The organism is Caulobacter sp. DWR2-3-1b2, assembly GCF_049896345.1.
In the GTDB taxonomy this organism is placed as follows: Bacteria; Pseudomonadota; Alphaproteobacteria; order Caulobacterales; family Caulobacteraceae; genus Caulobacter.
The window spans coordinates 116,482-141,415 of the sequence record NZ_JAFCUC010000001.1 but is presented as its reverse complement, the minus strand read 5'-3'; the positions used below and the strand labels follow the sequence as shown (position 1 = coordinate 141,415).

21 protein-coding genes, 1 tRNA gene and 2 pseudogenes are annotated in these 24,934 nt (G+C 65.5%); 17 read left to right on the top strand and 7 right to left on the bottom strand.

Annotation, left to right across the window (positions count from 1 at the left end; genetic code table 11):
* Window positions 1-16 precede the first annotated feature (16 nt).
* Window positions 17-1,303 carry a dicarboxylate/amino acid:cation symporter gene (locus tag ACP694_RS00690; protein WP_426011255.1) on the bottom strand — a complete coding sequence of 429 codons (1,287 nt, stop codon included), beginning with the start codon at window positions 1,301-1,303 and terminating at the stop codon, window positions 17-19.
* A gap of 100 nt (window positions 1,304-1,403) precedes the next feature.
* On the opposite strand from ACP694_RS00690, the gene ACP694_RS00685 reads away from it, so the two are divergent.
* A tRNA-Arg gene (locus tag ACP694_RS00685) sits at window positions 1,404-1,480 on the top strand.
* Window positions 1,481-1,843: 363 nt separating this feature from the next.
* Here ACP694_RS00685 and ACP694_RS00680 read toward each other — a convergent pair.
* A complete protein-coding gene (locus ACP694_RS00680; RefSeq protein WP_426011254.1) occupies window positions 1,844-2,926 on the bottom strand; it encodes a recombinase family protein in 1,083 nt (360 codons plus the stop codon).
* A gap of 34 nt (window positions 2,927-2,960) precedes the next feature.
* On the opposite strand from ACP694_RS00680, the gene ACP694_RS00675 reads away from it, so the two are divergent.
* From ACP694_RS00675 to ACP694_RS00665, 3 genes and pseudogenes are all read left to right on the top strand, one after another.
* A complete protein-coding gene (locus tag ACP694_RS00675) occupies window positions 2,961-3,659 on the top strand; it encodes an IS6 family transposase (RefSeq protein ID WP_426009584.1) in 699 nt (232 codons plus the stop codon).
* Window positions 3,660-3,723: 64 nt separating this feature from the next.
* Window positions 3,724-4,165 (top strand): annotated as a pseudogene (locus ACP694_RS00670) (transposase); the annotation flags it as partial.
* An 818-nt stretch (window positions 4,166-4,983) separates the two neighbouring features.
* Window positions 4,984-5,115 carry a hypothetical protein gene (locus ACP694_RS00665; RefSeq protein WP_426009581.1) on the top strand — a complete coding sequence of 44 codons (132 nt, stop codon included), beginning with the start codon at window positions 4,984-4,986 and terminating at the stop codon, window positions 5,113-5,115.
* A gap of 2 nt (window positions 5,116-5,117) precedes the next feature.
* Here ACP694_RS00665 and ACP694_RS00660 read toward each other — a convergent pair whose 3' ends face one another.
* On the bottom strand, window positions 5,118-5,444 hold the full coding sequence (locus ACP694_RS00660; protein WP_426009578.1) for a hypothetical protein: 327 nt from the start codon (window positions 5,442-5,444) through the stop codon (window positions 5,118-5,120).
* A gap of 613 nt (window positions 5,445-6,057) precedes the next feature.
* Here ACP694_RS00660 and ACP694_RS00655 point away from each other — a divergent pair.
* From ACP694_RS00655 to ACP694_RS00645, 3 genes are all read left to right on the top strand, one after another.
* The gene (locus ACP694_RS00655; protein ID WP_426009576.1) at window positions 6,058-6,714 is read left to right on the top strand and encodes a PAS domain-containing protein; all 657 of its coding nucleotides are present in this window, start codon (window positions 6,058-6,060) and stop codon (window positions 6,712-6,714) included.
* Between the two features lie 253 nt (window positions 6,715-6,967).
* A complete protein-coding gene (locus tag ACP694_RS00650; RefSeq protein WP_426009573.1) occupies window positions 6,968-7,735 on the top strand; it encodes a bacteriorhodopsin-like in 768 nt (255 codons plus the stop codon).
* Window positions 7,710-8,663, top strand: a complete 954-nt coding sequence (locus ACP694_RS00645) for a Brp/Blh family beta-carotene 15,15'-dioxygenase (RefSeq protein ID WP_426009570.1) — start codon at window positions 7,710-7,712, stop codon at window positions 8,661-8,663. Before ACP694_RS00650 ends, ACP694_RS00645 begins: the two co-directional genes overlap by 26 nt.
* A gap of 60 nt (window positions 8,664-8,723) precedes the next feature.
* On the opposite strand, the gene ACP694_RS00640 is transcribed toward ACP694_RS00645, so the two are convergent.
* A complete protein-coding gene (locus ACP694_RS00640; RefSeq protein ID WP_426009567.1) occupies window positions 8,724-9,239 on the bottom strand; it encodes a CBS domain-containing protein in 516 nt (171 codons plus the stop codon).
* A 331-nt stretch (window positions 9,240-9,570) separates the two neighbouring features.
* Here ACP694_RS00640 and ACP694_RS00635 point away from each other — a divergent pair, with 331 nt between their 5' ends.
* A complete protein-coding gene (locus ACP694_RS00635) occupies window positions 9,571-9,996 on the top strand; it encodes a fasciclin domain-containing protein (protein ID WP_426009564.1) in 426 nt (141 codons plus the stop codon).
* Window positions 9,997-10,615: 619 nt separating this feature from the next.
* Here ACP694_RS00635 and ACP694_RS00630 read toward each other — a convergent pair.
* Window positions 10,616-11,309: pseudogene (locus ACP694_RS00630) on the bottom strand (IS6 family transposase).
* A 293-nt stretch (window positions 11,310-11,602) separates the two neighbouring features.
* Between ACP694_RS00630 and ACP694_RS00625 the strand changes: the two are divergent.
* The 8 genes from ACP694_RS00625 to ACP694_RS00590 all read left to right on the top strand — a co-directional run bounded on the left by ACP694_RS00625 (window position 11,603) and on the right by ACP694_RS00590 (window position 21,849).
* Window positions 11,603-12,673: a hypothetical protein gene (locus ACP694_RS00625; RefSeq protein WP_426009562.1), complete on the top strand. Its 1,071-nt coding sequence runs from the start codon at window positions 11,603-11,605 to the stop codon at window positions 12,671-12,673.
* Window positions 12,674-13,128: 455 nt separating this feature from the next.
* On the top strand, window positions 13,129-13,221 hold the full coding sequence (locus ACP694_RS00620) for a potassium-transporting ATPase subunit F (protein ID WP_007667944.1): 93 nt from the start codon (window positions 13,129-13,131) through the stop codon (window positions 13,219-13,221).
* A 13-nt stretch (window positions 13,222-13,234) separates the two neighbouring features.
* Entirely contained in the window at window positions 13,235-14,947 is a 1,713-nt protein-coding gene (gene kdpA, locus ACP694_RS00615; RefSeq protein WP_426009558.1) for a potassium-transporting ATPase subunit KdpA, read from the top strand.
* A gap of 30 nt (window positions 14,948-14,977) precedes the next feature.
* Window positions 14,978-17,059, top strand: coding sequence for a potassium-transporting ATPase subunit KdpB (kdpB, locus tag ACP694_RS00610; RefSeq protein WP_426009555.1), 2,082 nt, complete (start codon window positions 14,978-14,980; stop codon window positions 17,057-17,059).
* A gap of 120 nt (window positions 17,060-17,179) precedes the next feature.
* Window positions 17,180-17,884 carry a TorF family putative porin gene (locus ACP694_RS00605; RefSeq protein ID WP_426009551.1) on the top strand — a complete coding sequence of 235 codons (705 nt, stop codon included), beginning with the start codon at window positions 17,180-17,182 and terminating at the stop codon, window positions 17,882-17,884.
* Window positions 17,885-17,898: 14 nt separating this feature from the next.
* On the top strand, window positions 17,899-18,462 hold the full coding sequence (kdpC, locus tag ACP694_RS00600; protein ID WP_426009548.1) for a potassium-transporting ATPase subunit KdpC: 564 nt from the start codon (window positions 17,899-17,901) through the stop codon (window positions 18,460-18,462).
* Between the two features lie 3 nt (window positions 18,463-18,465).
* Window positions 18,466-21,165, top strand: coding sequence for a DUF4118 domain-containing protein (locus ACP694_RS00595; protein WP_426009545.1), 2,700 nt, complete (start codon window positions 18,466-18,468; stop codon window positions 21,163-21,165).
* 3 nt (window positions 21,166-21,168) lie between these two features.
* On the top strand, window positions 21,169-21,849 hold the full coding sequence (locus ACP694_RS00590) for a winged helix-turn-helix domain-containing protein (protein WP_426009543.1): 681 nt from the start codon (window positions 21,169-21,171) through the stop codon (window positions 21,847-21,849).
* A gap of 138 nt (window positions 21,850-21,987) precedes the next feature.
* On the opposite strand, the gene ACP694_RS00585 is transcribed toward ACP694_RS00590, so the two are convergent.
* Window positions 21,988-22,371, bottom strand: a complete 384-nt coding sequence (locus ACP694_RS00585; protein ID WP_426009540.1) for a helix-turn-helix domain-containing protein — start codon at window positions 22,369-22,371, stop codon at window positions 21,988-21,990.
* Window positions 22,372-22,625: 254 nt separating this feature from the next.
* Window positions 22,626-23,222 (bottom strand): secretin and TonB N-terminal domain-containing protein, encoded by a 597-nt coding sequence (locus ACP694_RS00580; protein WP_426009537.1) that lies wholly within the window; start codon window positions 23,220-23,222, stop codon window positions 22,626-22,628.
* A gap of 152 nt (window positions 23,223-23,374) precedes the next feature.
* Here ACP694_RS00580 and ACP694_RS00575 point away from each other — a divergent pair, with 152 nt between their 5' ends.
* Window positions 23,375-24,895 carry a sensor histidine kinase gene (locus ACP694_RS00575; RefSeq protein ID WP_426009535.1) on the top strand — a complete coding sequence of 507 codons (1,521 nt, stop codon included), beginning with the start codon at window positions 23,375-23,377 and terminating at the stop codon, window positions 24,893-24,895.
* Window positions 24,896-24,934 lie beyond the last annotated feature (39 nt).

Here is a 24,934-nt window from a genome sequence, read left to right as displayed (position 1 = left end):
GGCTTACCGAGGAAGCTCAGGTCGCCGGCAGTTCCTCTGGGAGCTCGTCGATGGGCGCATTGGGTCCCCGGGCCAGCTCGCGCTCCAGCCGGTCGCGGTCGAGCGCGCCCTCCCAGCGCGCCACCACCAGGGTGGCCACGCCGTTGCCGACCAGATTGGTCAGGGCCCGGCACTCGCTCATGAACCGGTCGACCCCGACCAGCACCGCCAGGGCGGCGATGGGGATATCGGGCACGACGGCCAGGGTGGCGGCCAGGGTGATGAAGCCCGCGCCGGTCACGCCGCTGGCTCCCTTGGAGGTCAGCATGGCCACGCCCAGCAGGGCGCCCATCTGGTAGACGCTCAGATGGGTGTTGGTCGCCTGGGCCAGGAACAGGGTGGCCAGGGTCATGTAGATGTTGGTGCCGTCGAGATTGAAACTGTAGCCGGTGGGGATCACCAGCCCGACCACCGACTTGCGGGCCCCCAGCCGCTCCAGCTTCTCGATCATCTGGGGCAGCACCGATTCCGAGGAACTGGTGCCCAGCACGATCAGCAGCTCCTCGCGGATATAGGCCAGGAACTTGAGGATCGAAAAACCACTCAGCCAGGCGATGGTCCCCAGCACAACCAGCACGAACAGGATGGCCGTGACGTAGAAGGTCGCCACCAGCGCGCCCAACTGCACCAGGCTGCCGATCCCGTACTTGCCGATCGTGAAGCCCATGGCCCCGAACGCCCCCAGGGGCGCCAGCTTGACCACCACGTGGATGATGCCGAAGAACAGCTTGGCCAGATCCTCCATGACCCCGGCCGCCCGGTCGCCGAACTCACCCAGGCGCGTGCAGGCAAAGCCCGTCAGGATCGCCACGACCAGCACCTGTAGCAGGTTGCCGTCGGCGAAGGCTCCGAAGAAGGTGTCGGGGATCAGGTGCAGCAGATAATCGACCAGCCCCTCGCCGTGATGGGCCTTTTCCAGATAGCCGGCGGCGATCTTCGGATCGAGGTCAGCGGGGTTGATGTTGAAGCCCGCGCCGGGATGCAGCAGGTGGCCGACCATCAGGCCGATCGCCAGGGCCAGGGTCGAGACCACCTCGAAATAGAGCAGGGCCTTTACGCCCACCCGCCCGAACGCCTTGATGTCGCCCATCCGGGCGATGCCGCCGGCCACGGTCAGGAAGATCACCGGGGCGATCACCAGCTTGATCAGCTTGATGAAGCCGTCGCCCAGCGGCTTCAGCTCGATCCCGACCTTGGGCCAGATCGCCCCGACCAACACCCCCAGGGCGATGGCGATCAGAACCTGCACGTACAGTGTCTTCAACGGCCGAAACACGCCCATGCCAGTCCCTCTGCCGCGCTTTTCAACCCCGGGGTTCGCACGCCCGGAAACTTGCGCTATTGACCCGGACGTCGCGCGACGCGGCCCGGTAGCTCAGCAGGATAGAGCAGCGCTTTCCTAAAGCGAAGGTCAGGGGTTCGAGTCCCTTCCGGGCCGCCATGCGACCCCGCCAAGCCAGGCTCTCCACCGCCAGGAGCCGGCAAGCCCCCGAAGCGCGGGACTATTCCCCAGGCAAACCGGCAGGCTTGAGCCCGGAATCCGTCAGCTGAGCCGCTTTCGACGGCAGGTAGGCGCGCCATTCTCCGCAGCGCTAAACGCCACTCCTGTTTCCCTGTTTAACAGGGAATAAGAGGGAATTTTTTGATTGGCTGATCCGGTCAGCACGCGGCTGTCGCGGGATTTCTGCTGTAGCGACGATGACTTATGCGTGGAAGACAATCACTCGCCCGCAAGAGACCGACACGGAACTGGGAATTTTCAAACCTATATCAGGGAAAGAAATGGAGCGACGCGTGCGCCCGCTTAGAGCGCAAAAAGCTGTCGCTGATCGGCCCAGGCCAACGGGATGTGCTGGTCGGCCAAAGCCCGCGCCGTAAGCCCGGCGGGTTGGCGGCCATCCAAGATCGCCCTCTGGATGTCCGGCGCCAGGAAGGCCAGGCGTGCAAGCCGACGCATATAGGAATCGCGCAGACCTTCGGTTTGACGCCAGTGCTCAGGCGACTGCGTCGGCCCCGCGTTGATCTTGGTCAGCCCATTATGGGCCTGAGCCAAGGCTTTGGGAAGCTGCTTGTCCGGCCGCCCGACAGCCGCCGCACCCGCCGGCTTCACCATCCAAGTCCGCCCGCCGCGAAACACCGGCCGCACGCCGATGATGAGCTCGATTGTCTGTCCACTTCGTTTGCCCACGGCAATTTGATCATCGGCCTCCAGACGGGCGGCGATGCGGCTGACTGCGGCAGCGGCGTCACCGTCGCCCAGGACCGCCTGGCGATCGAGCGTCAACCGCACGCTGTTGGCCTCGACATCAACGCGGCGAAGGATCGGCAAGAGGGCTTCAAGCGCGGTGTCGGTGGCCGGTTGATCCAAACAGCGGCTCACCCGATCGAGCACCAGAGCCTCCATCGGTAAAGCGGAGATCCGGCCGATGACACCCGCGGGCAGGGCCTCGCCGCGCTGGAGGGGCACGGAGACATAATAACAATGGCGGCCGCCGTTTTTGCCATAGGCGAAGCTTGGACCCATCCGATTGCCCAGCGCGTCGAACACCAAACCCTTGAGGGGCAGCGAACCAGCCAAGGTGCCTTTGACTCGGCGCTTAGCGGCGTTGACCGCTAGCTGCTGTTGGACGGCCTTGAAGAGCTCGGCGGGGACAATGGCGGGATGAGCCCCCGGATGGATCCGATCGCCATGCACGATTTGACCCAGATAAACTCGGCTTTGCAGCAGGTGGAACAGCGAGCCTCGCGAGAGGGGTTGCCTCCCCTTGTCAACGCCGGCTTTGGTTTTCCAGCCTTTGGACAGCACGCCTGAGCGGGCCAGCTCGTCACGCAACGCGTTGACGGATTTGAGCTCCAGGTAGCGCGTGAAGGCTCTGTCAGAGCAAATTGCCGTCGCCGCCTGCGCCCGTTAGCCTGCCGGAATGAAGAACCCGTTCCGCTACTTCAACAGCTCGCCCGAGGTGATCCGCCTCGTGGTGATGATGTACGTCAAATACCCGCTGTCTCTGCGCAACGTCGAGGATCTGCTGGCCGAGCGTGGGATCGACATTTGCCATGAGACGGTGCGGTTTTGGTGGAACAGGTTCGGGCCGATGTTCGCGGCCGAGATCAGGAGCAAGCGTGTCCAGCGGATGAAGGCCTTCACTCACTGGCGGTGGCATCTCGACGAGATCTACGTGAAGATCAACGGCGAGATGCACTACCTTTGGTGTGCGGTTGACCACGAAGGCGAGGTGCTGGAGTCCTTCGCCAGCAAGACACGTGACAAGCCTGCGGCTCTGAAGTTCATGAAGAAACTCATGAAGCGACACGGCTCCGCCAGAGTAGTCACGACCGATGGGCTGCGCTCCTACAAGGCGTCGATGAAGGAGATCGGCAACGCCCAGAAGCAGCAGATCGGCCGCTGGGCCAACAACCGATGTGAGAACTCACACCTGCCATTCCGACGACGAGAGCGCGCCATGCTGCGGTTTCGACAGATGAAGACCCTGCAGAAATTCAGTTCGGTCCACGCCGCCTTCCATAACCATTTTAACCAGGAGCGCCATCTCGGTAGCCGGGGGATTTACAAGGAAAGACGCTCGGCCGCCTTGGCCGAGTGGCGCTCGGTCATGGCGTAAAGGCTGGCTTGGGTTGGGCTTCGTGCGCCTACCGGAGACAAGTTGTCGTTAGACTGACAGCACCGTCCTGGCCTATCTGGCCCGCTACACCCACCGCGTCGCCATCTCCAGCAGCCGCCTGGCCGCCCTGGACGACAGGGGGCACCTTTCGCTGGAAGGACTACCGCCAGAACGGTCAGGCCCGGCGCAAGGAGATGACCCTGGCGCCCGGCGAGTTCATCCGCCGCTTCCTGATCCACGTCCCGCCCAGCGGATTCCATCGCATCCGCCACTACGGCCTTTTCGCCAACACCGGCCGCGCCGCCAACCTGGCCAAGGCCCGCGCCTTGCTCCAGACGCCGCCGCCATCTCCGGTCGCCTCCAACCCCGAGCCCCAGACCGACGCCAAGCCGCCGATCGCCTGCCCTTGCTGCGGCGGACGCATGATCCTCGTCGAGATCTTCGAGCGCGCAGGCCCGCCACGCAGCGCGCCGCCAAGACCCGTGTTCAGGATCGACTCGTCATGAGGCTCACAGACAACGCCACCCAAAATCGCAGCGCTACAGCAACGGCCAAGGGCCGCGTGAGCGGCCTTGCGCACCAACGCCAAAAAGCGGCCCTGAGCGCCCAAGAACACCCCGACCCGCACATCATCAGGGGCATCGTAACGGACCAAACCGGCCGCCTTGCAGCAGCGACAACGGCCAACAGCGCATCGCCCGCGACCCCATGGGACCAGCGCGCCCCTCAAATCCCCATAGGCTGCTACCGCCATCCCGCGGGTCAGACTTCGAGCTTTCTCAAACACCCGCTCTCGGGGTCAGCCCCGTCGCCGCGCCTGGCGGGCGTCCAAGAAACCTAAACAGATGCTGACGTTGAGGTGGCTCCAGCAAGTGGACTTTCGCGGCGCCGCTCAACGGCTTAGTGACCACCTCCACGCCAGGCGCTCCGGCAGCTCTAAACGCGTCGGCGAGGGCTGGCTCGAGCTCCAAGGACTCCCACTGTCGCATGGAATTGAGGTGCTCGGTCAGGTCGGGGACCAGCCGTACGCCAAACCGTTTGGCCGCGCCGCTAGCCCTGTAGCCGTTCTTGTGCTGATCAAAGCGCAGGTCGGGGTCGCGCGAAGTCTGGCCGACGTACACCCCCCATGGATCGGCCTTCCGAGCATCGTGGAGCAAAATCACATAGACCGAGTGTCGCGCCTTGCTGGCACCCCGGCTTATCGCCTTCAGCGAGCGAGAAGCGCGCTCAGCTCTGGGCCACCACGAAGGTCCGCTGACCTGAACCATCCGAGAAGCCTAGCCGGTGGCGGCAACCAACGCCATCAGCGGGCTGCAGCTAAGCGATGACGAAGCTCAACGTGTTGACGGCGCCGACCGCCAACGCAAGCCTGGCGGCGATCGGCACCCGCCTGATCGGCGCGCTAATCTTGGCGCTGATGCTGGCGTACGGTCTGGCCACTACCTCAGCTGCCTAGCGTCAGGTGGCTTCGGGGCCGGTTTCGCCATCGCGCAATTCATCAGCTCCAACGAAGGATGCACCCTCTTCGTCCAAGACCCAGGCCCCGAGGAAAGCGGTGTGGGACGGATCGATGTCCTCGTCGATCAGGTCGCCGTCGTAGAGGCCCACGGTGCTAAAATCGAAATCCAGAGCCAGTTGGTGGGCCATGCCCACCATTTCTTCGGCCATGCGGCGCGAATAGCCCAAGGCTTCGCTGTCGTTGGTGAAATCGTCGCTCAGTGTGCTCACCTCCACCGCATCGCTGCCGTGGGTCGCGCTGGTGGTGACGATTGTGAAGGCGGGCATGGGAGTCTCTCGCAGGTGGGGCGCTCACCTAGCCCCGTTCGTTCAAGAACGGGGCTAGATTCTGCAAAAGCCCCTAGCGACCGAGGTGAGCCCGCCGCACCTCTCTGCGCCAGAAGCGGGCTCGGAAATCGCTCCTTAAACCGGACACCTGGCCGACCTACGCGGCGGTCAGGTGAGACCATAAACGGCAAGGTCCGGGCTGAATGCCAGAACACCGGCTGGTTCATGCCGTTCGATGAAGCCCGGGAACATACGGGGCTTGGAGCAAGGACTCAAATGCATCCCCAAAACGCGATCGGCGACAAGTGTCCGGTTCAGCTGATGAACTGCGCCAAGCCATATGGTGCGCCGGGCGCATAACCGGCGAGAAATCCCGGCCCGCGATGGTCCAAGTTTTGGGGGCAAGGTCACGAGATAAACGGCCGCCCGGACATCTTTATCCGGCAGACTTCCCGACATCTCCGACCGACCTACGCAGCAATTAAGGCTATGAATTCATTGAACTATATTTGATACGATATGCCTGTCGTACTGCAATGGGGCTCCGATAGAAGCGACAAGGACAAGATTTGGGCCTGGCATTAAACGGGTGTAAGAGAGTTCTGCATCTGGCATGGTCTTCTGGATGGACAGTGCAGGCACTGATATTGCGATAGACGCCACTGTCTGTAACGCTGAAGCCCGCCATCTGCGGCTTGTGACGGATAGCCCGATCCCTTCGGTGATCAGCGATCCGCGATTGCCCGACAATCCGATCATTGCCTGCAACGATGCCTTTTGCGAGCTCACGGGCTATCCGCCCGAGGAGGTGGTGGGGCGCAACTGCCGTTTCCTGTCGGGACCGGCTACCGAGCCGTGGCTGACTGAGGAAATCCGTCGCGGGGTGCGTGAACATCGTCCCGTGCTCGTCGAGATCCTGAACTACAAGCGCAATGGCCAACCCTTTCGCAACGCCGTCCTTGTCGCGCCGATCTACGACGAGGAAGACGCATTGCTGTATTTCCTCGGCTCTCAGGTCGAAATCGATGCCGATGCGGCGGCGCCCTCGAGCATGCGCCGGATCCGGGCTGCGGAAATGGTGAAGTCGCTGTCGCTGCGCCAAGGTCAGGTGCTCAAGCTGGTCGCCAACGGGCTCTTGAACAAGCAGATCGCGGCGCACCTGAATCTGGCCGAGAAGACCGTCAAGATGCACCGCGCCATCCTGATGAACCGGCTTGGGCTGCATACGACAGCCGACCTGATCCGCCTCGCCGTCGAGGCCGGCCTGTAACCCGTCGTTGTTTCGGATACGGCAGAAGGTCCGTATCGTCGAAAACTTGACCGCAGCCTACGCCGGTTAGGTTGTCACGGCTGCATGGCTGCGCGCTCCAAATGGTCGGTGCGCAGTCGGTTATTCACCTACCTAGTAATGCCGCTGTGGTGACGCTTCGGGGGCCCGAAGATCGTCTCACTATGATCGTGCGACCTCCGCAACACCCCTGCCCAGCGCACTCGCGCTGCGGACAACTGCGACGGAGACTTAGATGGACACCGTTACACCGTTCCAATACCAGCTGATCTATAATGCGTTCTCATTCACTTTTGCGGCGATGTCCGCCGCGTCGATTTTCTTGTGGCTTAGTCGGTCGCAAGTCGCGCCGGCCTACCGCACGGCCCTGACAATATCGGGCATCGTCACCGCCATCGCGGCCTATCACTATTTCCGCATCTTTGAGAGCTGGCACGAAGCCTACACGTTCAAGGACAGCTTGGTGACGGCGACTGGCGTCGCCTTCAACGACGCCTATCGCTATGTCGACTGGCTTCTGACGGTCCCCCTGCTGCTCATCGAACTGATCCTTGTCATGCGCTTGTCGCGGGCGGAAACGACGTCGAAGTCGGTCACCCTCGGGCTGGCCGCAGCGCTGATGATCGTGCTGGGCTATCCTGGTGAAATCGCCACCGATCTGGCGACACGCGCCCTGTGGGGCTCGTTGTCCATGGTGCCGTTCCTCTACATCATCTTCGAGCTGTTCGTTGGGCTGGGCAAGTCGATCAAGGAGCAACCTGTCGCCGCCCAAGGTCTGGTACGTACGGCACGCTTAGTGACTGTCGCGTCCTGGGGCTTTTACCCGATCGTCTTTTTCACCCCGTTCTTCGGCCTGACCGGCGGCGCAGTCGAGACGACCATCCAGGTCGGCTACACGATCGCTGACCTGGTCGCCAAGGCCGGCATCGGCATCCTCGTCTTCCTGATCGCGGTCCGGAAGTCGGAGTCCGACGCCGATGGCCGCAAGGGCTACGCCGCGTGATCCCATGAAAGGGATTGGGCTAGCCCCAACTGCACCCGGTTGCCTCGCGCCCTTGGGACGTTGCAACCGGGTGCTTCCGGCATTCTGGCCAGTAGCAATCGCACTGCTGCTGGCCACATTGCTGGGCGCTCCGATGGGACAGTCGATGGCGGTTACAGCCGCCACAGTCCTGTTTCTCGGGGGCGGCCTGCCACACGGCGCCTATGATATCGCTCTGCTGCGCAGAGCCGTCGCACCGGGTCGGGGGGTACTAGTCCTCGTGATCGGCGGCTACGTCGCGATCGCCGTCGCAATGGCACTGCTGTGGATGACGCTTCCCCTGTTGGCGCTCGTCCTGTTCCTGTCGATCGCGGCTGTGCATTTCGGCGAGGATTGGCAGATGCTCGAAGAACCGCTGCTGCGCATCGCGGCAGGGGCAGCGGTCATCACCGTGCCGACCATCAGCCATCCGACGGAGGTGGCGGCGCTGTTTGCCGCGATGAGCGATGATCGATCGACGCTATTGGTCCGCATCATTTCCGCAGCCGCGCCCATGACATTGCTTGTCACCGCCGTCGGCATCGCGGCAGCCTGGCTAAATGGGAGCCGGACGTGGGCTGCAGCGATGACGCTCTGCCTCGTTGTTCTGTTGGTTGTCCCCCCCGTGATCGGATTCGCCCTGTTTTTTGTCCTCCTGCATTCGCCGCTACACCTTGATCGGGCGAATAGTGTGCTGCGCGAAATGTCGCGGCCGCGCTGGATCGCGACGGGCGGTTTGCTGTCGGGCGCTACGATCCTGGGGTGGATGGCGCTGCAGGTGCTGTTCCCGTTTCGGATCAACGCTAACTTCACGTCGCAAGCCTTTCAGTTGCTCGCCGCAGTCGCCGTTCCGCACCTGCTATTGTCGCATTGGCTGGAGCGAAGGGTGCATGCTGCGGCCGGGCGCTGATCAAGACAGGCGTAGGGCCTAAGGAGTGGCAGGCAGGTGCTGCTCCAATCGTCCCGTCAATCAGCGTAACTGCGCAAAGATCGTGACGGACCAAGCCGCGAAGACGGCGATACAGGCGACAATCATCACGAGCGAGGGGCTGACGTCGAACGTGGCCTTTGCCTGTTCTGTCAGTCGTCCCAATAGTTCTGGCCAAGTGTAGCTGACGAAGTCGCCCTGGCTCATCATACTGATGATCACGCCCTCGTCGTCGACCACCGGCAGGTGGCGAAATCTCTCGTTGGACATAATGCGCAGCCAATCGAGAAGGTCGTCGTCGGCCCTGGCCACTTTCAGATCCGTCGTCATGATCTGAGAGAGCGTCGTCTCGTCCGGATTCATCCGCTTGTTGAGCAGACGTCTCATGAAATCGCGTTCCGTCACGATGCCAAGCGGTTTGCGGTCGGGGCCGACAATGACAGCGGCCCCGTAATTCCGCTCGCTCATCACAGAGACCGCTTCGGTGACCAGCACACCGGGTCCGAAAGTCAGTACGGCGGCTTTGCTTCGAAACTCCGGCCTGTCCTTGATCTTCACGACAATCTCTCCTTGGCGATGACGGGGTCAGGACGACTAAAGCTACCAAGCGCCGGCCCCATCGCATCTGGCGCTGGCCGGTTTGCCCACGGGGCGAGATGGTTCACATCTTCGTAAGAGGCTACTTCTTGGAGGCGGATTGCCGCGGATACCAGATGACCCAAAGCCCGTATGTGCTGCTGCGGGGATCTGTGGGACACGCGCTCTGCGGTGGCGACAGGCTCGCACCGCATCGATGCACGCGCTTCCCTACCCCCGATCTGTGGCGCGCGTCGTGTCGATGAAGATCTTTTCTGCCTCCCCAATGTCGATCGTTCCAAAGGAACCAAACATGACTGATCAGACGCACGATATCGTCGATACCGCCGTGGCTGCCGGCGCCTTCACGACGCTGGTCGCCGCGGTCACGGCCGCCGGTCTGGTCGATACGCTGAAGGGCGCGGGCCCGTTCACGGTCTTCGCCCCGTCGGATGAGGCGTTTGCTGCGCTGCCGGCCGGCACTGTCGAAGACCTCGTCAAGCCCGAGAACAAGGAAAAGCTGACGGCGATCCTGCTGCTCCACGTCGTGCCGGGCAAGGTGATGGCTGCGGACGTCACGGGCAAGGTGATGGATGCGGCAACCGCCGGCGGCGCAACCGTGCACGTCGACGGCACCCACGGCGTGACCGTCGATGGCGCCAAGGTGGTGACGGCAGATATCGCCTGCACCAATGGCGTCATCCACGTGATCGACGCCGTGCTCTTGCCCAAGGCCTAATGGTCCTGCCGCGGCAATCGGGGGTCCTCCCCTCGGTTGCCGTGAGCACCACGGATGATCTCAGAAATGGCGCGAACACGCGGAGGAGATGTGGCTTGTGGAAAACTCCGCCTTCTTCTTGCTCCAGGCTCCAAACTCATTGCGCCCATCAAGTGATGATGGCGGCGAGCTTGTCGTATCGTGTCGCTAGGCGTAGCGAGGTCGATGCGCTCTTTGTGATCGAGCGCGAGGTCAACTGACAGCTCCCTGAGGCGCGCCGCGCCGTCCGTCAGGTGTTGAGCAGGCCGATCGTCGAGACGCTGCGAGCCTATCTCGGGAGGATCATCTGGACTTCTCCCGGATCCACGACCTCTGCAAAGCGCTGAGATCCATGCTCAAGCGCTGGGCAGATTGTTCAGAGCCGCGCCGTTGTCGCCCTGCACCTCCGTGACGTGGTTGTTGGTCCCGGAATTGACGGCGAACTGCTAGGCCACCACCCCGCCGGTGTCGGTGCGGAAGTCGGTCCGGTTAGGGCCGCCGCCCACAAGCAGACCTTCGCAAGGTCAGAGAACTCGCACCGATCACCTCAGCACTGTCAACTTGATGCCGTCGGCTGAAGCTTTCTCTGGCCGAGGTCTCGTCAGGCGGCGGCGCTCGCCTCGCGCCAGGCGTCGTGAGCCGCGGCGCGAAAGGCGCGCAGAGTTGACCGGCCGATGAGGTGACGTTGGGTGTAAGGTGTTGTAGACGCTGGCGTGGGTGGTGAGAAAACGTTGAGCTGAAGGCTGAGACTTGAAGAGCTGCATCTTGCGCTCCCGTCGGCGGATCGGCAGGTGAGAGTTCTCTGCTCTGTTGTTTTCCCGAAGGCGGCCGGGCCGGTGAAGGCCCTCTAGGCCCAGTTCCTTGAGCGCCGCGCCGTAGGACCTCAGTCCGTCCGTGGTGATCGCTTCTGGCTCCACGGGCTGGTTGCGCAGCAGGCGTCTTAGAAGTTTCAGCGCGGCCTCGGTGTCGCGCCGCTTCTGAACGACCACGTCGAGCACCTCGCCCTCGTCATCGACGGCGCGCCAGACATACATCCGCTTGCCCCCGATGGAGCAGACGGCCTCGTCCAGATGCCATCGTGGCGACGGGGCAGGGCGTTCGCGCTTGAGATTCCTGGCGATCTGCGGACCAAACTTGATCGTCCAGCAGCGGATGGTCTCATAGCTGACGTCGACGCCCCGCTGGGCCATCATCTCCTCGACGTCGCGAAAGCTCAGGGTGGAGCGGAAATACAGCCAAACGGCGTGTCTTATGATCTCCGCTGGAAACCGGTGGCGCTTGAATGATAGCTGCACGAATCATCTCCGAACTGGAGCCCCTTTAGACCGGAAGCGGAGACAAGTTAGCGTTAGACTGACAGCACCGCCAAAAAATTGATGCAACCAGCCACCGCCAACTTCGAGTTCTTGCGCCCGCACGGGCCGCAAGCGGTTCGATTGGCGGCCCAGGCGGAGCACTACTTCCGCACCGACCCCAAATACCTCGCTGATCAAGCTGCGCCAGTTCGCCGAACTGCTGGCCAAGGAGGTCGCGGCGCGAACGGGCTTCGCTGAAGTCGCCCGGCGAATCCTTCTCCGATGTCCTCGGCGTGCTTGGCCGCGCCAACTACGCCTCCCGACAGGCGCTCGACCTGTTCCACTACCTGCGCAAGGCCGGCAATGACGCCGTTCACGGCGACCTCGACGACTTCGCCGCCGACCTCGCTGGCCTGAAGATGGCGCGAGAGCTCGGCGCGTGGTTTGTTCGCAGCTACGGCGGAACGCCCAAGCTCGCCTTGGGCCCGTTCGTGCCACCGCCCGCGCCAGCGGACCCTACCGCCAGCCTGAGGGTCGAGCTGGATCAGCTCAGGGCCGAGGTCGAAGGTCACCGCAGCGCCGCCGAGATCGCCCAGGCTCGCGCCGAGGCGCTTGCCCTCGACAACCTCGAAGCCGCCGAACGCCTGCGCCAGGAAGCGGAGGAACGCCAAGTCTGGCAGAAGCTGGCGGAAGACGCCGGGGCGGCGGGGGAGGTCAGAGCCGCTTTGGAGGCCACCCAGCGGCAGGCCGAGAAGGCCGCCCCGGCCGAGCTTGCCAAGCTCGAAAAGGCCGCCGAAGCCGCCGACAACGCCATCAACTTGGGCGAGGCAGCGACCAGGGCCATCATCGACCAACAGCTTCCGAACGCCGGCTGGGAAGCCGACACTCGCGAGTTGCGCTACGCCAAGGGCGCGCGGCCGACCAAGGGGCGTGATCTGGCCATCGCCGAGTGGCCCACCGCCAGCGGCCCGGCTGACTGCGCCCTGTTCGCGGGCCTGACCCTGGTCGGTGTCGTCGAGGCCAAGCGCCGCAATCGCAACGTGATGAGCGTCCTGCCCCACACCGAGCGCTATGCCGCCGGGATCGACCCAGGCGCGCATCTGCATGGGCGAGGGCCGTGGGGCGAGTTCAAGGCCCCTCTGCCTTCTCGACCAAGGGCCGACCCTACCTCAAGCAGTTGGAGACCGCTTCCGGCATCTGGCGTCGGGACCTGCGGCGGCCGACCAAAGCGGGGAGGGGTGGATCTGTACCCGCCGCCACAGCACGGCGGCGGTTGTTACGGCGAGCGCCAGGAGGGCCACCCTGGACTGTCCGGCCGTAAGGGCTCCATTCGCGAAGTTCGGGACGTCATAAGCGTCACATAAGCGGGCGCCATTACGCGACGCTTATGAAGATCAAGGTCAAAGGCCGCTTTTGCGTACGGAGCGCTTATGGCCTTTGGAGGGATGCTGCGGTCGGGACCTCGCGTCGGCCGAGGTTCGACGTCTGAGACGGTGCCGGGAGACCGGCGACGGACACCGCCTGCTGACCAAGGTGCGCTGGCTGGCCGCCCATCCCGCACCGCGCGTCGCCCTCGGAGGCTGAGGCGCACGGCGCGGATCAAGGCGTGGCCGGGGTCTGGGCGCATGCCGATCACCACCGCCGATCCTTATACAGCGCTTATATCGGCCCTCGACTTCGGAATGGAGCCCTTACGCCCGTCCGTGGTCCTGTCCCCCCACTGAACAGGAGGGCTAGAGATGGCCGATGTTGCTTTTCTCGCGCTGGGGGCGGGGCTGTTTGTGGCCTTCGCCGCCTTTGCCACTGCATTGAGGCGCCTATGACCATGCTGGTGAGCGCGCTTTGGGGAGCCGGGGCGATCGTCGTCGCGGCCTATATGGTCGTCGCCTTGCTGCGACCCGACAAGTTCTGACGGATCACATTCCATGAATTGGCAAGGTTGGGCGGAAATCGCCCTGACGCTGGGCTTGGCGGTCGCGATCGGCTGGCCGCTCGGCACGTACATGTCGCGGGTCTGGAACGGCGAGCGCACCTGGCTTGACCCGGTGCTGCGCCCGGTCGAGACCCTGTTCTACAAGGCCGGCGGCATCGACGCCCAGAAGAGCCAGAGCTGGTTCGGCTATGCCAGCGCCCTGCTGGCCTTCAACTTCATCGGCTTCTTGCTGGTGTATGGCGTCCTGCGCCTGCAGGGCGTGCTGCCGATGAACCCGCAGGGCTTTGCGGGCCTGTCGGGTCACCTGTCGTTCAACACCGCCATCAGCTTCGTGACCAACACCAACTGGCAGAGCTATGCGGGCGAGACGACGATGTCGACGCTTAGCCAGATGCTGGTGCTGACCACCCAGAACTTCGTCTCGGCCGCCACCGGCGCGACCATCGCCGCCGCCCTGTCCAGGGCGTTCATCGCCAATCGCGGTGAAAGCGTCGGCAATTTCTGGGCCGACCTGGTGCGCACCACCCTCTATGTGCTGCTGCCGCTGTCGCTCATTGTCGCCATCGTGCTGGTCGCCCTGGGCATCCCCCAGACCCTGGCCGCCGGCGTCACCGCCCACACGTTGGAAGGCGCCGACCAGAAGATCTCGCTCTATGCCGTGGCCTCGCAGGAAGCCATCAAGATGCTGGGCATCAACGGCGGCGGCGTCTTCAACGCTAACTCGGCCCACCCGTTTGAAAACCCCACCCCCCTGACCAACCTGATCACGGCCGTTTCTATCAACGTGCTGGGCTGGGCCGCCTTCTTCGCCTTCGGCCGCAGCGTCCTGGCCAAGAAGGACATCCGCGCCCTGGTCATGGCCGCCAGCATCCTGCTGACGGCCGGCGCGGGCATTGTCTACTTTACCGAGACCCAGGTTCCGCCCGCCCAGATGGCGGCCGGCGTCGACACCTCGGTCAATATGGAAGGCAAGGAGACCCGCTTCGGCGCCCCGGCCACCGCGGCCTGGGTGGCGATGACCACGGGCGCCTCCAACGGCTCGGTCAACGGCATGCATTCCAGCCTCATGCCCCTGGGCGGCGGCGTGGCGATGTTCCTGATGCACCTGGGCGAGATCCTGCCCGGCGGCATCGGCTCGGGCATCGCGATCATGGTCGTCATGGCCATGCTGTCGGTGTTCGTCGCCGGCCTGATGGTGGGCCGCACCCCGGAATATCTCGGCAAGAAGATCGAGGCCCGCGAGGTGCAGTTGTCGATCCTAGCGGTGTTGGCCATTCCGGTGGCCACCCTGGGCTTCTCGGCCACCGCCGCGATCCTGCCCCAGGCGCTCGCCGGACTGATGCACAGCGGACCGCACGGGCTGTCGGAGATCCTCTATGCCTACACCTCGGCGACGGCCAACAATGGTTCGGCCTTCGCCGGCCTGACCGCCAACGCGCCCTGGTGGGACGCCACGCTCGGCGTCGCCATGGCCCTGGGCCGCTTCCTGCCCATCGTGGCGGTGCTGGCCATGGCCGGCTCCCTGGCCGCCAAGCCCAAGCTGGCGCCCTCGGCCGGCACGCTGCCGACCGACAGCGGCCAGTTCGTCGGCCTGGTCGTCGGGGTGATCCTGATCCTGGCTGGCCTGCAATTCTTCCCCGCATTGGCGCTGGGGCCGATCGTCGAGCACTTCCAGGTGCTCAACGTCGTCGCCCAAGCCCATTGATCCCACGACTGATCGCAAAGGCGATTTGAGATGACGACCATTGAAACCCCCTTGGGGAGCCCGCAGGGCGGGGAGGGCCGGCGCAAGGCCGGCGCCCTGGGCGGCGGGATGTCTCCCGCCATCCTGACACGGGCGACCAAGGACGCCTTCGTCAAGCTGGATCCGCGCAAGCTGGCCGGCAACCCGGTGATCTTCGCCACCTGGATCGTGGCCCTGCTGTCGACGGTCTCGGCCGTCGCGGCGGTGGCCAGCCACCAGCCCGCCGGCTTCGCGATCCAGATCGCCGGCTGGCTGTGGGCCACGGTGCTGTTCGCCAACCTGGCCGAGAGCGTGGCCGAAGGCCGCGGCAAGGCCGCCGCCGACAGCCTGCGCGCCACCCGCGTCACCACCAACGCCAAGCTGCTCGACGAGCAGACCGGGGCGGTGGTGATGACTGCGGCCCACAAGCTGGTCGTTGGGTCGCTGATCCTGGTCGAGGCCGGCGACGTGGTGCCGACCGACGGCGAGATCGTCGAGGGCATGGCCAGCGTCAACGAGGCGGCCATCACCGGTGAGAGCGCGCCCGTCATCCGGGAAAGCGGCGGCGACCGCTCGGCCGTCACCGGCGGCACCACGGTCGTTTCCGACTGGCTCAAAGTGCGGGTCACCTCGTCGCCGGGCTCGACCTTCCTGGACCGCATGATCGCCATGGTCGAGGGCGCCAACCGCCGCAAGACCCCCAACGAGGTCGCCCTGGCCGTGCTGCTGGCTGGCCTGACCCTGATCTTCCTGATCGCGGTCGTGACCCTGCTGGGGCTTGGCAAGTTCTCGGGCATCGCCCTGGATCCGCTGGTGCTGGGCGCGCTGTTCATCACGCTCATTCCGACGACCATCGGCGGGCTGCTGTCGGCTGTCGGCATCGCCGGCATGGACCGGCTGATGAAGCACAATGTGCTGGCCACCTCGGGCCGCGCCGTGGAAGCGGCGGGCGACGTCGACACCCTGCTTCTGGACAAGACCGGCACCATCACCTTTGGCAACCGCATGGCCACCGAGGTGATCGCCGCCCCCGGCGTGCGCCCCGAAGCCGCGATGCGCGCGGCGATCAACGCCTCGCTGGCCGACGAGACCCCGGAAGGCCGTTCGATCATCGAGCTGGGCCGCAGCCAGGGCATCGTCATCGACGCCCCGGCCGGCGCCACCTCGATCGCCTTCAGCGCCACGACCCGTCAATCGGGCCTGGACGCTGGCGGCATGTCCTGGCGCAAGGGCGCCGTCGACGCGGTCTACAAGTCGCTCGCCCTGGATCCGAAGATGATCCCGGCCGAGGTCAGCGCTGCGGTTGACCGGATCGCCCGCTCGGGCGGCACGCCCCTGGCGGTCAGCGAGAACGGCGTCCTGGTCGGGGTGATCCACCTCAAGGACGTGGTCAAACCCAACGTCAAGGAGCGCTTCGCCGACCTGCGCCGCATGGGCATCCGCACCGTGATGATCACCGGCGACAACCCGGTGACCGCCGCCGCCATCGCCTCGGAGGCCGGTGTCGACGACTTCCTGGCCGAGGCTACGCCGGAGGACAAGCTGCGGCTGATCCGCGCCGAACAGGCCAAGGGCCGCCTGGTCGCCATGTGCGGCGACGGCGCCAACGACGCCCCCGCCCTGGCTCAAGCCGACGTCGGGGTGGCCATGCAGACCGGCGCCCAGGCCGCCCGTGAGGCCGGCAACATGGTCGATCTCGACAGCGACCCGACCAAGGTCATCGAGATCGTCGAGGTCGGCAAGCAGATGCTGATCACCCGCGGCGCCCTGACCACCTTCTCGATCGCCAACGACGTGGCCAAGTATTTCGCCATCATCCCGGCGATGTTCGTGGTCGCCCTGCCGGCCTTGGGCGCCCTGAACGTCATGCGCCTGCACAGCCCGCAGAGCGCCATCCTGTCGGCGGTGATCTTCAACGCCCTGGTGATCGTGGCGCTGATCCCGCTGGCGCTGAAGGGCGTCAAGTACCAGGCCATTGGGGCCGGCAAGCTGCTGTCGCGCAACCTGCTGATCTATGGCCTGGGCGGCCTGATCGCCCCGTTCATCGGCATCAAGCTGATCGACCTGATCGTCTCCGGCCTGGGTTGGGCCTGATGCTCGGCCCGATCGCCAGGAACCTGATCTTTGGCTTCCTGGCGATCGGGTTCGTCTTCCTGGTGGCTTACGCCGCCCACCTCTGAAACCACGACTTCCTGTTCTGAAAGAACGACCGTCATGACCAAGGTTGCTTTCCCCGCCCTGATCGCCGCCGCCAGCGCCCTGGCCCTCACGGCCGGCGCCGCCTCGGCCCAGGGCGCCGCCGCCAAGCCCTTTACCCTCAGCTACAATGTCGGCGTCGCCTCCGACTGCGCCTTCCGGGGCGTCAGTCAGACCGACGAGAACCCGCAGGTGTTCGGCGGCGTCGATCTGTCCGCTGGCAAGTTCTACGCCGGGACCTGGGCCTCGAACGTCAACTTCGGCGACGACACCGACGCCGAGATCGATCTCCATACCGGCATCAAGCCGACCCTGGGCCCGGCGACCCTGGACCCGGGCGTGATCTATTACGGCTATGTCAACGCGCCCTCGGGCGCCGACCACGCCAATACCGAGTTCAAGGTCGCCACCTCGATCCCGGCCGGCAAGGGTTCGCTGGGCGGCGCGGTGTTCTACAGCCCCGACAGCTTCGGCGCCGCCGACAAGGCGACCCATTACGAGGTCAACGGCAGTTACCCCGTGGCCGAGAAATGGAGCGTCTCAGGCGCGCTGGGTCGCCAGAGCTACAAGGGCTCGGGAGACTACACGACCTGGAATCTAGGCGCGGCCTACGCCATAAACGACAAGCTCGCCCTCGACCTGCGTTACATCGACACCGACCAGCACGACTTCGGCAAGCTCTATGACAGCCGCGCCGTCGCCACGCCCAAAGCCGCCTCGTAGGAAGGAAGACCGTCATGCTTTCGCATCTTCGTCCGGCCATCGTCTCGTCGATTCTGTTCCTTGGCCTCTTGGGCCTGGCCTATCCGCTGGCGGTGACAGGGGTCGCCCAAGCAGCGTTTCCCGCCCAGGCCAACGGCAGCCTGGTCAAGGACGCCAAGGGAACCGTGGTGGGCTCGTGCCTGATCGCCCAGGCCTTCACCAAGCCTGAATACCTGCACCCCCGCCCGTCGGCCGCCGGCTATGACGCCTCGGCCTCCAGCGGCTCGAACATGGGTCCGCTGAACGACAAGCTGATCGCGCGCGAGAAAACCGACGCCGACGCCCTGCGCGCCGAAAACCCCGGCGTGGCCATTCCCGCCGACGCGGTGACCACCTCGGGTTCGGGCCTGGATCCGGACATTTCACCGGCCAATGCCCGCTTCCAGGCCCCGCGCGTGGCCAAGGCGCGGGGCCTGAGCGTCGCCCAGGTCCAGGCCGTGATCGACGGTCACACCCAGGGCCGGCTGCTGGGCTTTGTCGGCCAGCCACGGGTCAATGTCCTGGCGGTCAATCGGGCGCTCGACGCGAAAGGCGGCTAGTCCTTGCCGACTGAGGATCCTAGACACGCCGAGGATAACCGGCCCGATCCAGAGGCGCTCCTGGCCGCCGCCAACAAGGCGAGCCGGGGGCGCCTCAAGGTGTTTCTTGGCATGGCCCCCGGCGTGGGCAAGACCTACGAAATGCTCAAGGCGGCCCGCCGCCGCAAGGCCGAGGGCCAGGACGTACTGATCGGCCTGGTCGAAACCCATGGCCGCCGTGAGACCGAAAGCCTGCTGCGTGGCATGGAGGTCATGGCGAGGCGCCCCCTGGAGCACAAGGGGCGGACCCATCTAGAGTTCGATCTCGACACGGCCCTGGCGCGCAAGCCCAAGCTGCTGTTGGTCGATGAATACGCCCACTCCAACGCGCCGGGATCGCGCCATCCCAAGCGTTGGCAGGATGTCGAGGAGCTGCTGGCCGCCGGCATCGATATCTGGACCACCCTGAACGTCCAGCACCTGGAAAGCCTGGTCGATGTCGTCCAGCGCATCACCGGCGTGCGCCAGCGCGAGACGGTGCCCGACAGCGCCCTGTCGCGGGCCGACGATATCGAGGTTGTCGACATCACCCCCGACGAACTGCGCGAGCGGATGGGGGCGGGCAAGGTCTATGTGCCAGAGACCGCGCGCCTGGCCTCGGAGAACTTCTTCAAGGTCGAGAACCTGACGGCCCTGCGTGAGTTGGCGCTGCGGCGCGCGGCCCAGACGGTGGACGATCAGCTGGTCGCCGCCATGCGCGAGAAGGGCGTCGAGGGCCCCTGGGCGGCGGGCGAGCGGATCCTGGTCCTGGTCGGCGGCGACGCCATGTCCAGCGCGCTGGTCAGGGCCGGCCGGCGGCTGTCGGACATGATGATGGACGCCCCGTGGACCGTCACCCACGTCGAGCGCAGCGACCGTTCCGGTCCCTCGCCCCTGGCGGTCACCCGCCTACGCGACGCCCTGAAGCTGGCCGAGCAACTGGGCGGATCGACCGTCGTCATGACCGGCGTCGACATCGTCTCCACGGTGATGGCCTATGCTCGCCGCAACAACGTCACCCAGATCGTCATCGGCAAGTCGGTCGGCAGTCGGCTGAGCGAGCTGCTCGGCCGGTCCTTGGCGGCGGCTCTGCTGCGCGAGGCGCGCGGCGCGGCGATCCATGTCGTCACCGAGGCGGCCCATGGCCATGGCGAAGCCGCCGTCGAGAGACCGGCCAAGCGCCGGCTCGACGCGATGGCCTATCTGACCGGCGCGGGTTTCGTCGGCCTCGCGACGCTCGTGGCCTGGGGTCTGGACACCGCTTTTGACCGCGTAGATCTGGGCATGATCTTCCTGGCCGCGGTCCTGGCCGCCGGCGTCATGCACGGCTTGCGGCCTGCCCTGGCGGCGGCCACGGTCGCCTTCCTAGTCTACAACTATCTTTTCCTGGCCCCCCGCTACAGCCTGACCATCGGCTCGCCGACGGATTTCCTGACCCTGGTGGTGTTTTGGGCAGTGGCCCTGGCGACCGGTGGCCTGGCGGGCCGGGTGCGCGACCAGGCGCGCGGCTCCCAACGCCGTGCCGCCGCCATAGCCACCCTGCTGGCGGCGGCCCGGACCCTGTCTGGCGCGACGGGACGTCAGCTCGTCGCCCAGGCCATCGCCGACCAGGTGGCGGCCACGGCCGGCGCCAAGGCCGTCGTGTTCTATCCCAAGGATGGCGACCTGTTCCCCGCCGCCGGCGCGCCGTCCTTGGAGCCACTGGGCGCCGCCCCGATGGCGGCGGCGCGCTGGGCCTGGGAGCGTGGCGAGGTCGCGGGTTTTGGCACCTCGACCCTGCCGCACGCCGAATGGACCTTCTGGGCGCTGGACGGAATGCGCGGCCGCGCGGGCGTGGCCGGTGTGGAGGCCGGGGCCATGGCCTTGGGGTCCGATGACGAGCGCCTGCTGCTGGGCCTGCTGGACCAAGGCGCGGTCGCGCTTGAGCGTGCGGATCTCGCCGCCGAAGCCGTGGAGGCCGAGACCCTGCGGCGCGCCGATCGTTTTCGCTCAGCCCTGCTCAATTCCATCAGCCACGATCTGCGAACGCCGTTGTCGACGGTGCTGGGCGCTTCGAGCACCCTGACCGACTATGGCGACAAGCTGGAGCCTGAGGTCCGCGCCGACCTGATGATCAGCATTCGCGAAGAGGCCGAGCGGCTCAACCGCTATGTCGCCAACCTGCTGGACATGACCCGGCTGGAGGGCGGCGCGCTTCGCCTGCGCAACGACTGGATCGACGTGCGCGACGTTCTGGGCGCGGCGGCCGAGCGGGTTACCCGCCGCCTGGGCGGCCGGCCCCTGACCCGCGACTTTCCGGCCGAGCTCAGCCTGGTCCGCGCCGACGCCAGCCTGCTCGAACAGGTCGTGGTCAACATCCTCGAGAACGCCATCGCCTATAGCCCGGCCGGAGCTCAGATCGAGATGGCTGCTTACGAGGACCGAGGCAATGTCGTCATCAGCATCGAAGACGAGGGCCGCGGAATTCCGCCGGGCGAGCTGGAGCGGGTGTTCGAGAAGTTCCGCCGCATGGAGGAGCCGACCGATCGAACCGGCGGGGTCGGTCTGGGCCTGTCGATCGCCAAGGGCTTCGTTGACGCCATGAATGGGCGTATCGCCGCGGCCAGTCCCATCCACGACGGCAAGGGCACGCGTATCCTGATCAGCCTGCCCAAGGCGATCCATACGCCCAAGGACCTTCTGTAAACCATGCGCCAACGCATCCTGGTCATCGACGACGAACCCCAGATTCACCGCTTCCTCGGACCCGCCCTGATGGCGGCCGGCTATGACCCTTTGCGCGCCGACGACGGCAATTCCGGCCTGCGCGCCATCGCCGTGCTGTCGCCCGACGCCGTGGTGCTCGATCTTGGCCTGCCCGACATGGATGGCAAGGAGGTCTTGCTGCGCGCGCGGGCCTTTTATGAGGGGCCGATCCTGATCCTGTCGGCCCGGGACCGCGAGATCGAGAAGATCGCCGCCCTTGACGGCGGGGCCAATGACTATGTCGAAAAGCCGTTCGGCATCGGCGAGTTCCTGGCCCGCCTGCGCGTGGCGCTGCGCCAACGCGGCTCGGCCGGGCACGGCGGCCTCTATCGAGCCGGAGATGTCGAGATCGACCTCGACAAGCGGCTGGTCAAGAAGGCGGGCGACGTGGTCAAGCTGTCACCGCGAGAGTACGAGGTCCTGGCCCGCCTGGCCCAGGGACAGGGCAAGGTCTTGACCCACAAGGAACTGCTGGTCTCGGTGTGGGGGCCGGCCCACATGCATGACACCCAGTACCTGCGGGTCTTCGTCGGCCAGGTCCGCCAGAAGCTGGAGGCCGATCCCGCCCACCCCCGGATCATCCTCACCGAGGCCGGCATCGGCTACCGGTTCATGGGCGAATAGCTGTTCGTCGAAGGCTGGAGCGCCGCTCGCCCGCCGCTCCAGATGCGGATCATGACTGCAGCGGTCCGAGCTAGAGCATTTCCCGACCTGACTGCGTCAGGCCGTGAGCTCTAATCTTCTGTTTTGACGCATTTTCCTTCACGCGAACCGGAAGCACTTCGCTCGAAAAATGCTCCAGGGCGCAGGATTTGAGACGTCCTGGCGTCGCCACCGGGCGGGTGTCGTGTCGAGCACCGCGCGGAAGGCGCGTGGCATGTGGGATTGGTCGCAGAAGCTGCTGGCCAAGGCGATCTCGCACAATGGACAGCGGGTCCGGCGCACAAGGGTCTTGGCGTATTCCAGGCGACTTGGCATCACGTACTCTCGCGGCCCCACGCCGAAGCTGGCCCGGAAGCGACGCGAAAAATGCCCGACGCTGAGGCCGGTTAGTCCCGCCAGGGCTCGATTGCTGATCGGCCTGCCAAGCTGGGCGCCTACATGATGCAGGACCTTGCGTTCCTGCCAAGGCGAAAGCCCTGCCATGCCCGCTCCCAGCGCCTTTGCTGGCGGCTGGCTGGCCCATGGAGGCGTGGGGCCTGGCCGAGCGAGGCGCGCGCCGGTCGTGGGTTGGCGCCGATCGCGGCATCGGCGCGGCTCAGCACGGTGAGCCGCTCGGCGGCGGAGTAGGAAGCGGACAGCATCACATCCGTGCGCCCATGGTCGGGCGTGAAGCCCAGACGGGCTTCGAGGCGCGTGTGGCCGTGGATGCCGCCGGCCGTTGCGGTCAGGGTCTCGATCTACTCGAGCGCGCCGAGCGGGATGGCGTTGACGTCGCTCTGTTCCAATCCGGTCATCTGGGTCGGCAGGTTGGGCAGGCGACGCCCGTCGACCAGCACCAGGGTTCTCTGCAGGCCGACGCCGCGCAGGTCGATCGCCGAGTTTGGCGCACCGGTGTTGTTCACCATCTGACCCGGCGAAAACACCCGGCCGTTGGCCGGCAGCCGCTCGCGCAGGTACTGGTCGACATTGTCCTGCGCCGCGACCGCCAGTTCGCGCGGTCCCGCGACCGTGTACGGTTGAATGTCATTCTGGGTGCGCCGGATGTCGGCGTTCTGGCTGCGTCGGCCAAGCACCAGCACTTCCGAGATCGCGCCGTCGCCCGGGTCTGCGATGTCTCGCCTGGGCAGTTCGAAAAGCACGAAGACGCCGTCTGCGGCGCCCCGGTAGCCGACGCCAGACCCCTTGAGCAGGAGCGCGACCGCCTGTTTGGTGGAGAGCCGCCCCTTGACGGCCGGGGCTCGCCGGCCTCGGACCAGATCCGCCGAGTAGAGGATATCCGAGCGGTTCTCGCGCGCCACCTTCAGGTTGGATCGGCCATCACGGGCCGGTCTCAAGGTGGGCGCCCACCTTCGCAAAATGCGCGGTCGAGGGATTTCAGCGCCCTAACTCGTCCGCGTGGAATTGGCCCCCCCCAGCGACTACGAGCGCCTTGGCATGACATTGTGCGACGCTGGGCTTTGCCGCGCCAAAGATCTATGGGTGCTCGATGAACTCGCTCGCCGATCTCCAGAACCCGGGCTGGCGCGAAGCCGATCGCCTCGCGGCGCTCGCCAGCTACGCGATCATGGACACCCCCGCCGAGGGGGAGTTCGATGACTTGATCAAGGTCGCGGCTCAGATCTGCGATGTCCCTATGGCCTTGATCAGCCTGGTCGATGATCGCCGCCAGTGGTTTAAGTCGGCCATCGGGCTCGACGCCGCCGAGATCCCCCGTGAGGTCGCCTTCTGCGCCCACGCCATCGAACAGCGTGAGGTGTTCGTCGTTGAAGACGCCACGTCAGATCAGCGGTTCGCCAACAACCCCTTGGTGACCGGCGCGCCCAACCTGCGCTTCTATGCCGGCGCGCCCCTGGAGACGCCCGAGGGCCTGCCGTTGGGCACGCTCTGCGTTCTGGACGACCAGCCGCGCCAGCTCGACGACAAGCAGATTTTCGCCCTGAAAACCCTGGCGCGCCAAGTCATGGCCCAATTGGAACTGCGCAAGGCGCTGGCCCAGAAGCGGTTGAGCGACGAACGTCACAGGCAGATCCTGGAAAGCGCGCTCGACTACGGCATCATCACCATGGACCTCCAGGGCTGGGTAACGAGCTGGAACGCCGGCGCCGCCAACATTCTCGGTTGGAGCGAAGAGGAGATGTGCGGGCGGCCGTGCGATGACTTCTTCACGCCCGAGGACCGCGCGGCGCATGTCCCCGAGCGCGAGATGGGCGACGCGCTAGCCCATGGTCGAGGGTCCGACGAGCGTTGGCACCTGCGCAAGGACGGCTCGAGGTTCTTTGCCAGCGGCGAAATGATGCCGCTGCGCGGAGACGCGGACGTCGCCGTTGGATTTCTCAAGATCCTGCGGGACCGGACAGAATACCGCTTGGCCCAGGAGGCGTTGGAAATCAGCGAGACCTCCGCCGAACACGATCGCCAAATGTTGACCCGTGAGCTTGAGCATCGCGTCAAGAACACGCTTTCGCTGGTACAGGCCATCGTTCGCCAGTCCTTGCGCACCGTAACAACGCCGCTCGAAGCCCAGCGCACAATCGAGGACCGGCTGGTGTCGTTGGGCCGCGCGCACAACATCCTGACCAGCAGCAATTGGGCGGCCGCGCCGATCTCCGCGATCGTGGAGGCCGCGACCTGCGTGCATGACTCGGCGGAGGGGCAAATCCATGCAGGGGGCCCCGACATGCTCATCTCGGCGCGGGCTGCGGTGGGGCTTTCGATGGCGCTCCACGAGCTTTGCACCAATGCGGCCAAGTACGGGGCGCTGTCCACCGCGACGGGATATGTCGATATTGTTTGGTCGATCATGGGCGAGGGGACGGAGGCGCAGTTCGTTCTGAAATGGAAGGAGCACGGCGGGCCGCCCGTTCAGGCGCCGACCCGACGCGGCTTTGGTTCGCGACTGATCGAGACAAGCATCTCTGGCGCCGCGTCCGTCGGCAACACGACACGTTTTGAACCTGATGGCTTGGCTTGGGTGACGACCTCTCGGCTGGCCGCGATCCAGGAGTAGTCCTCGCCACGAAGCGCCACGACGGCAGCGAGCCATTAA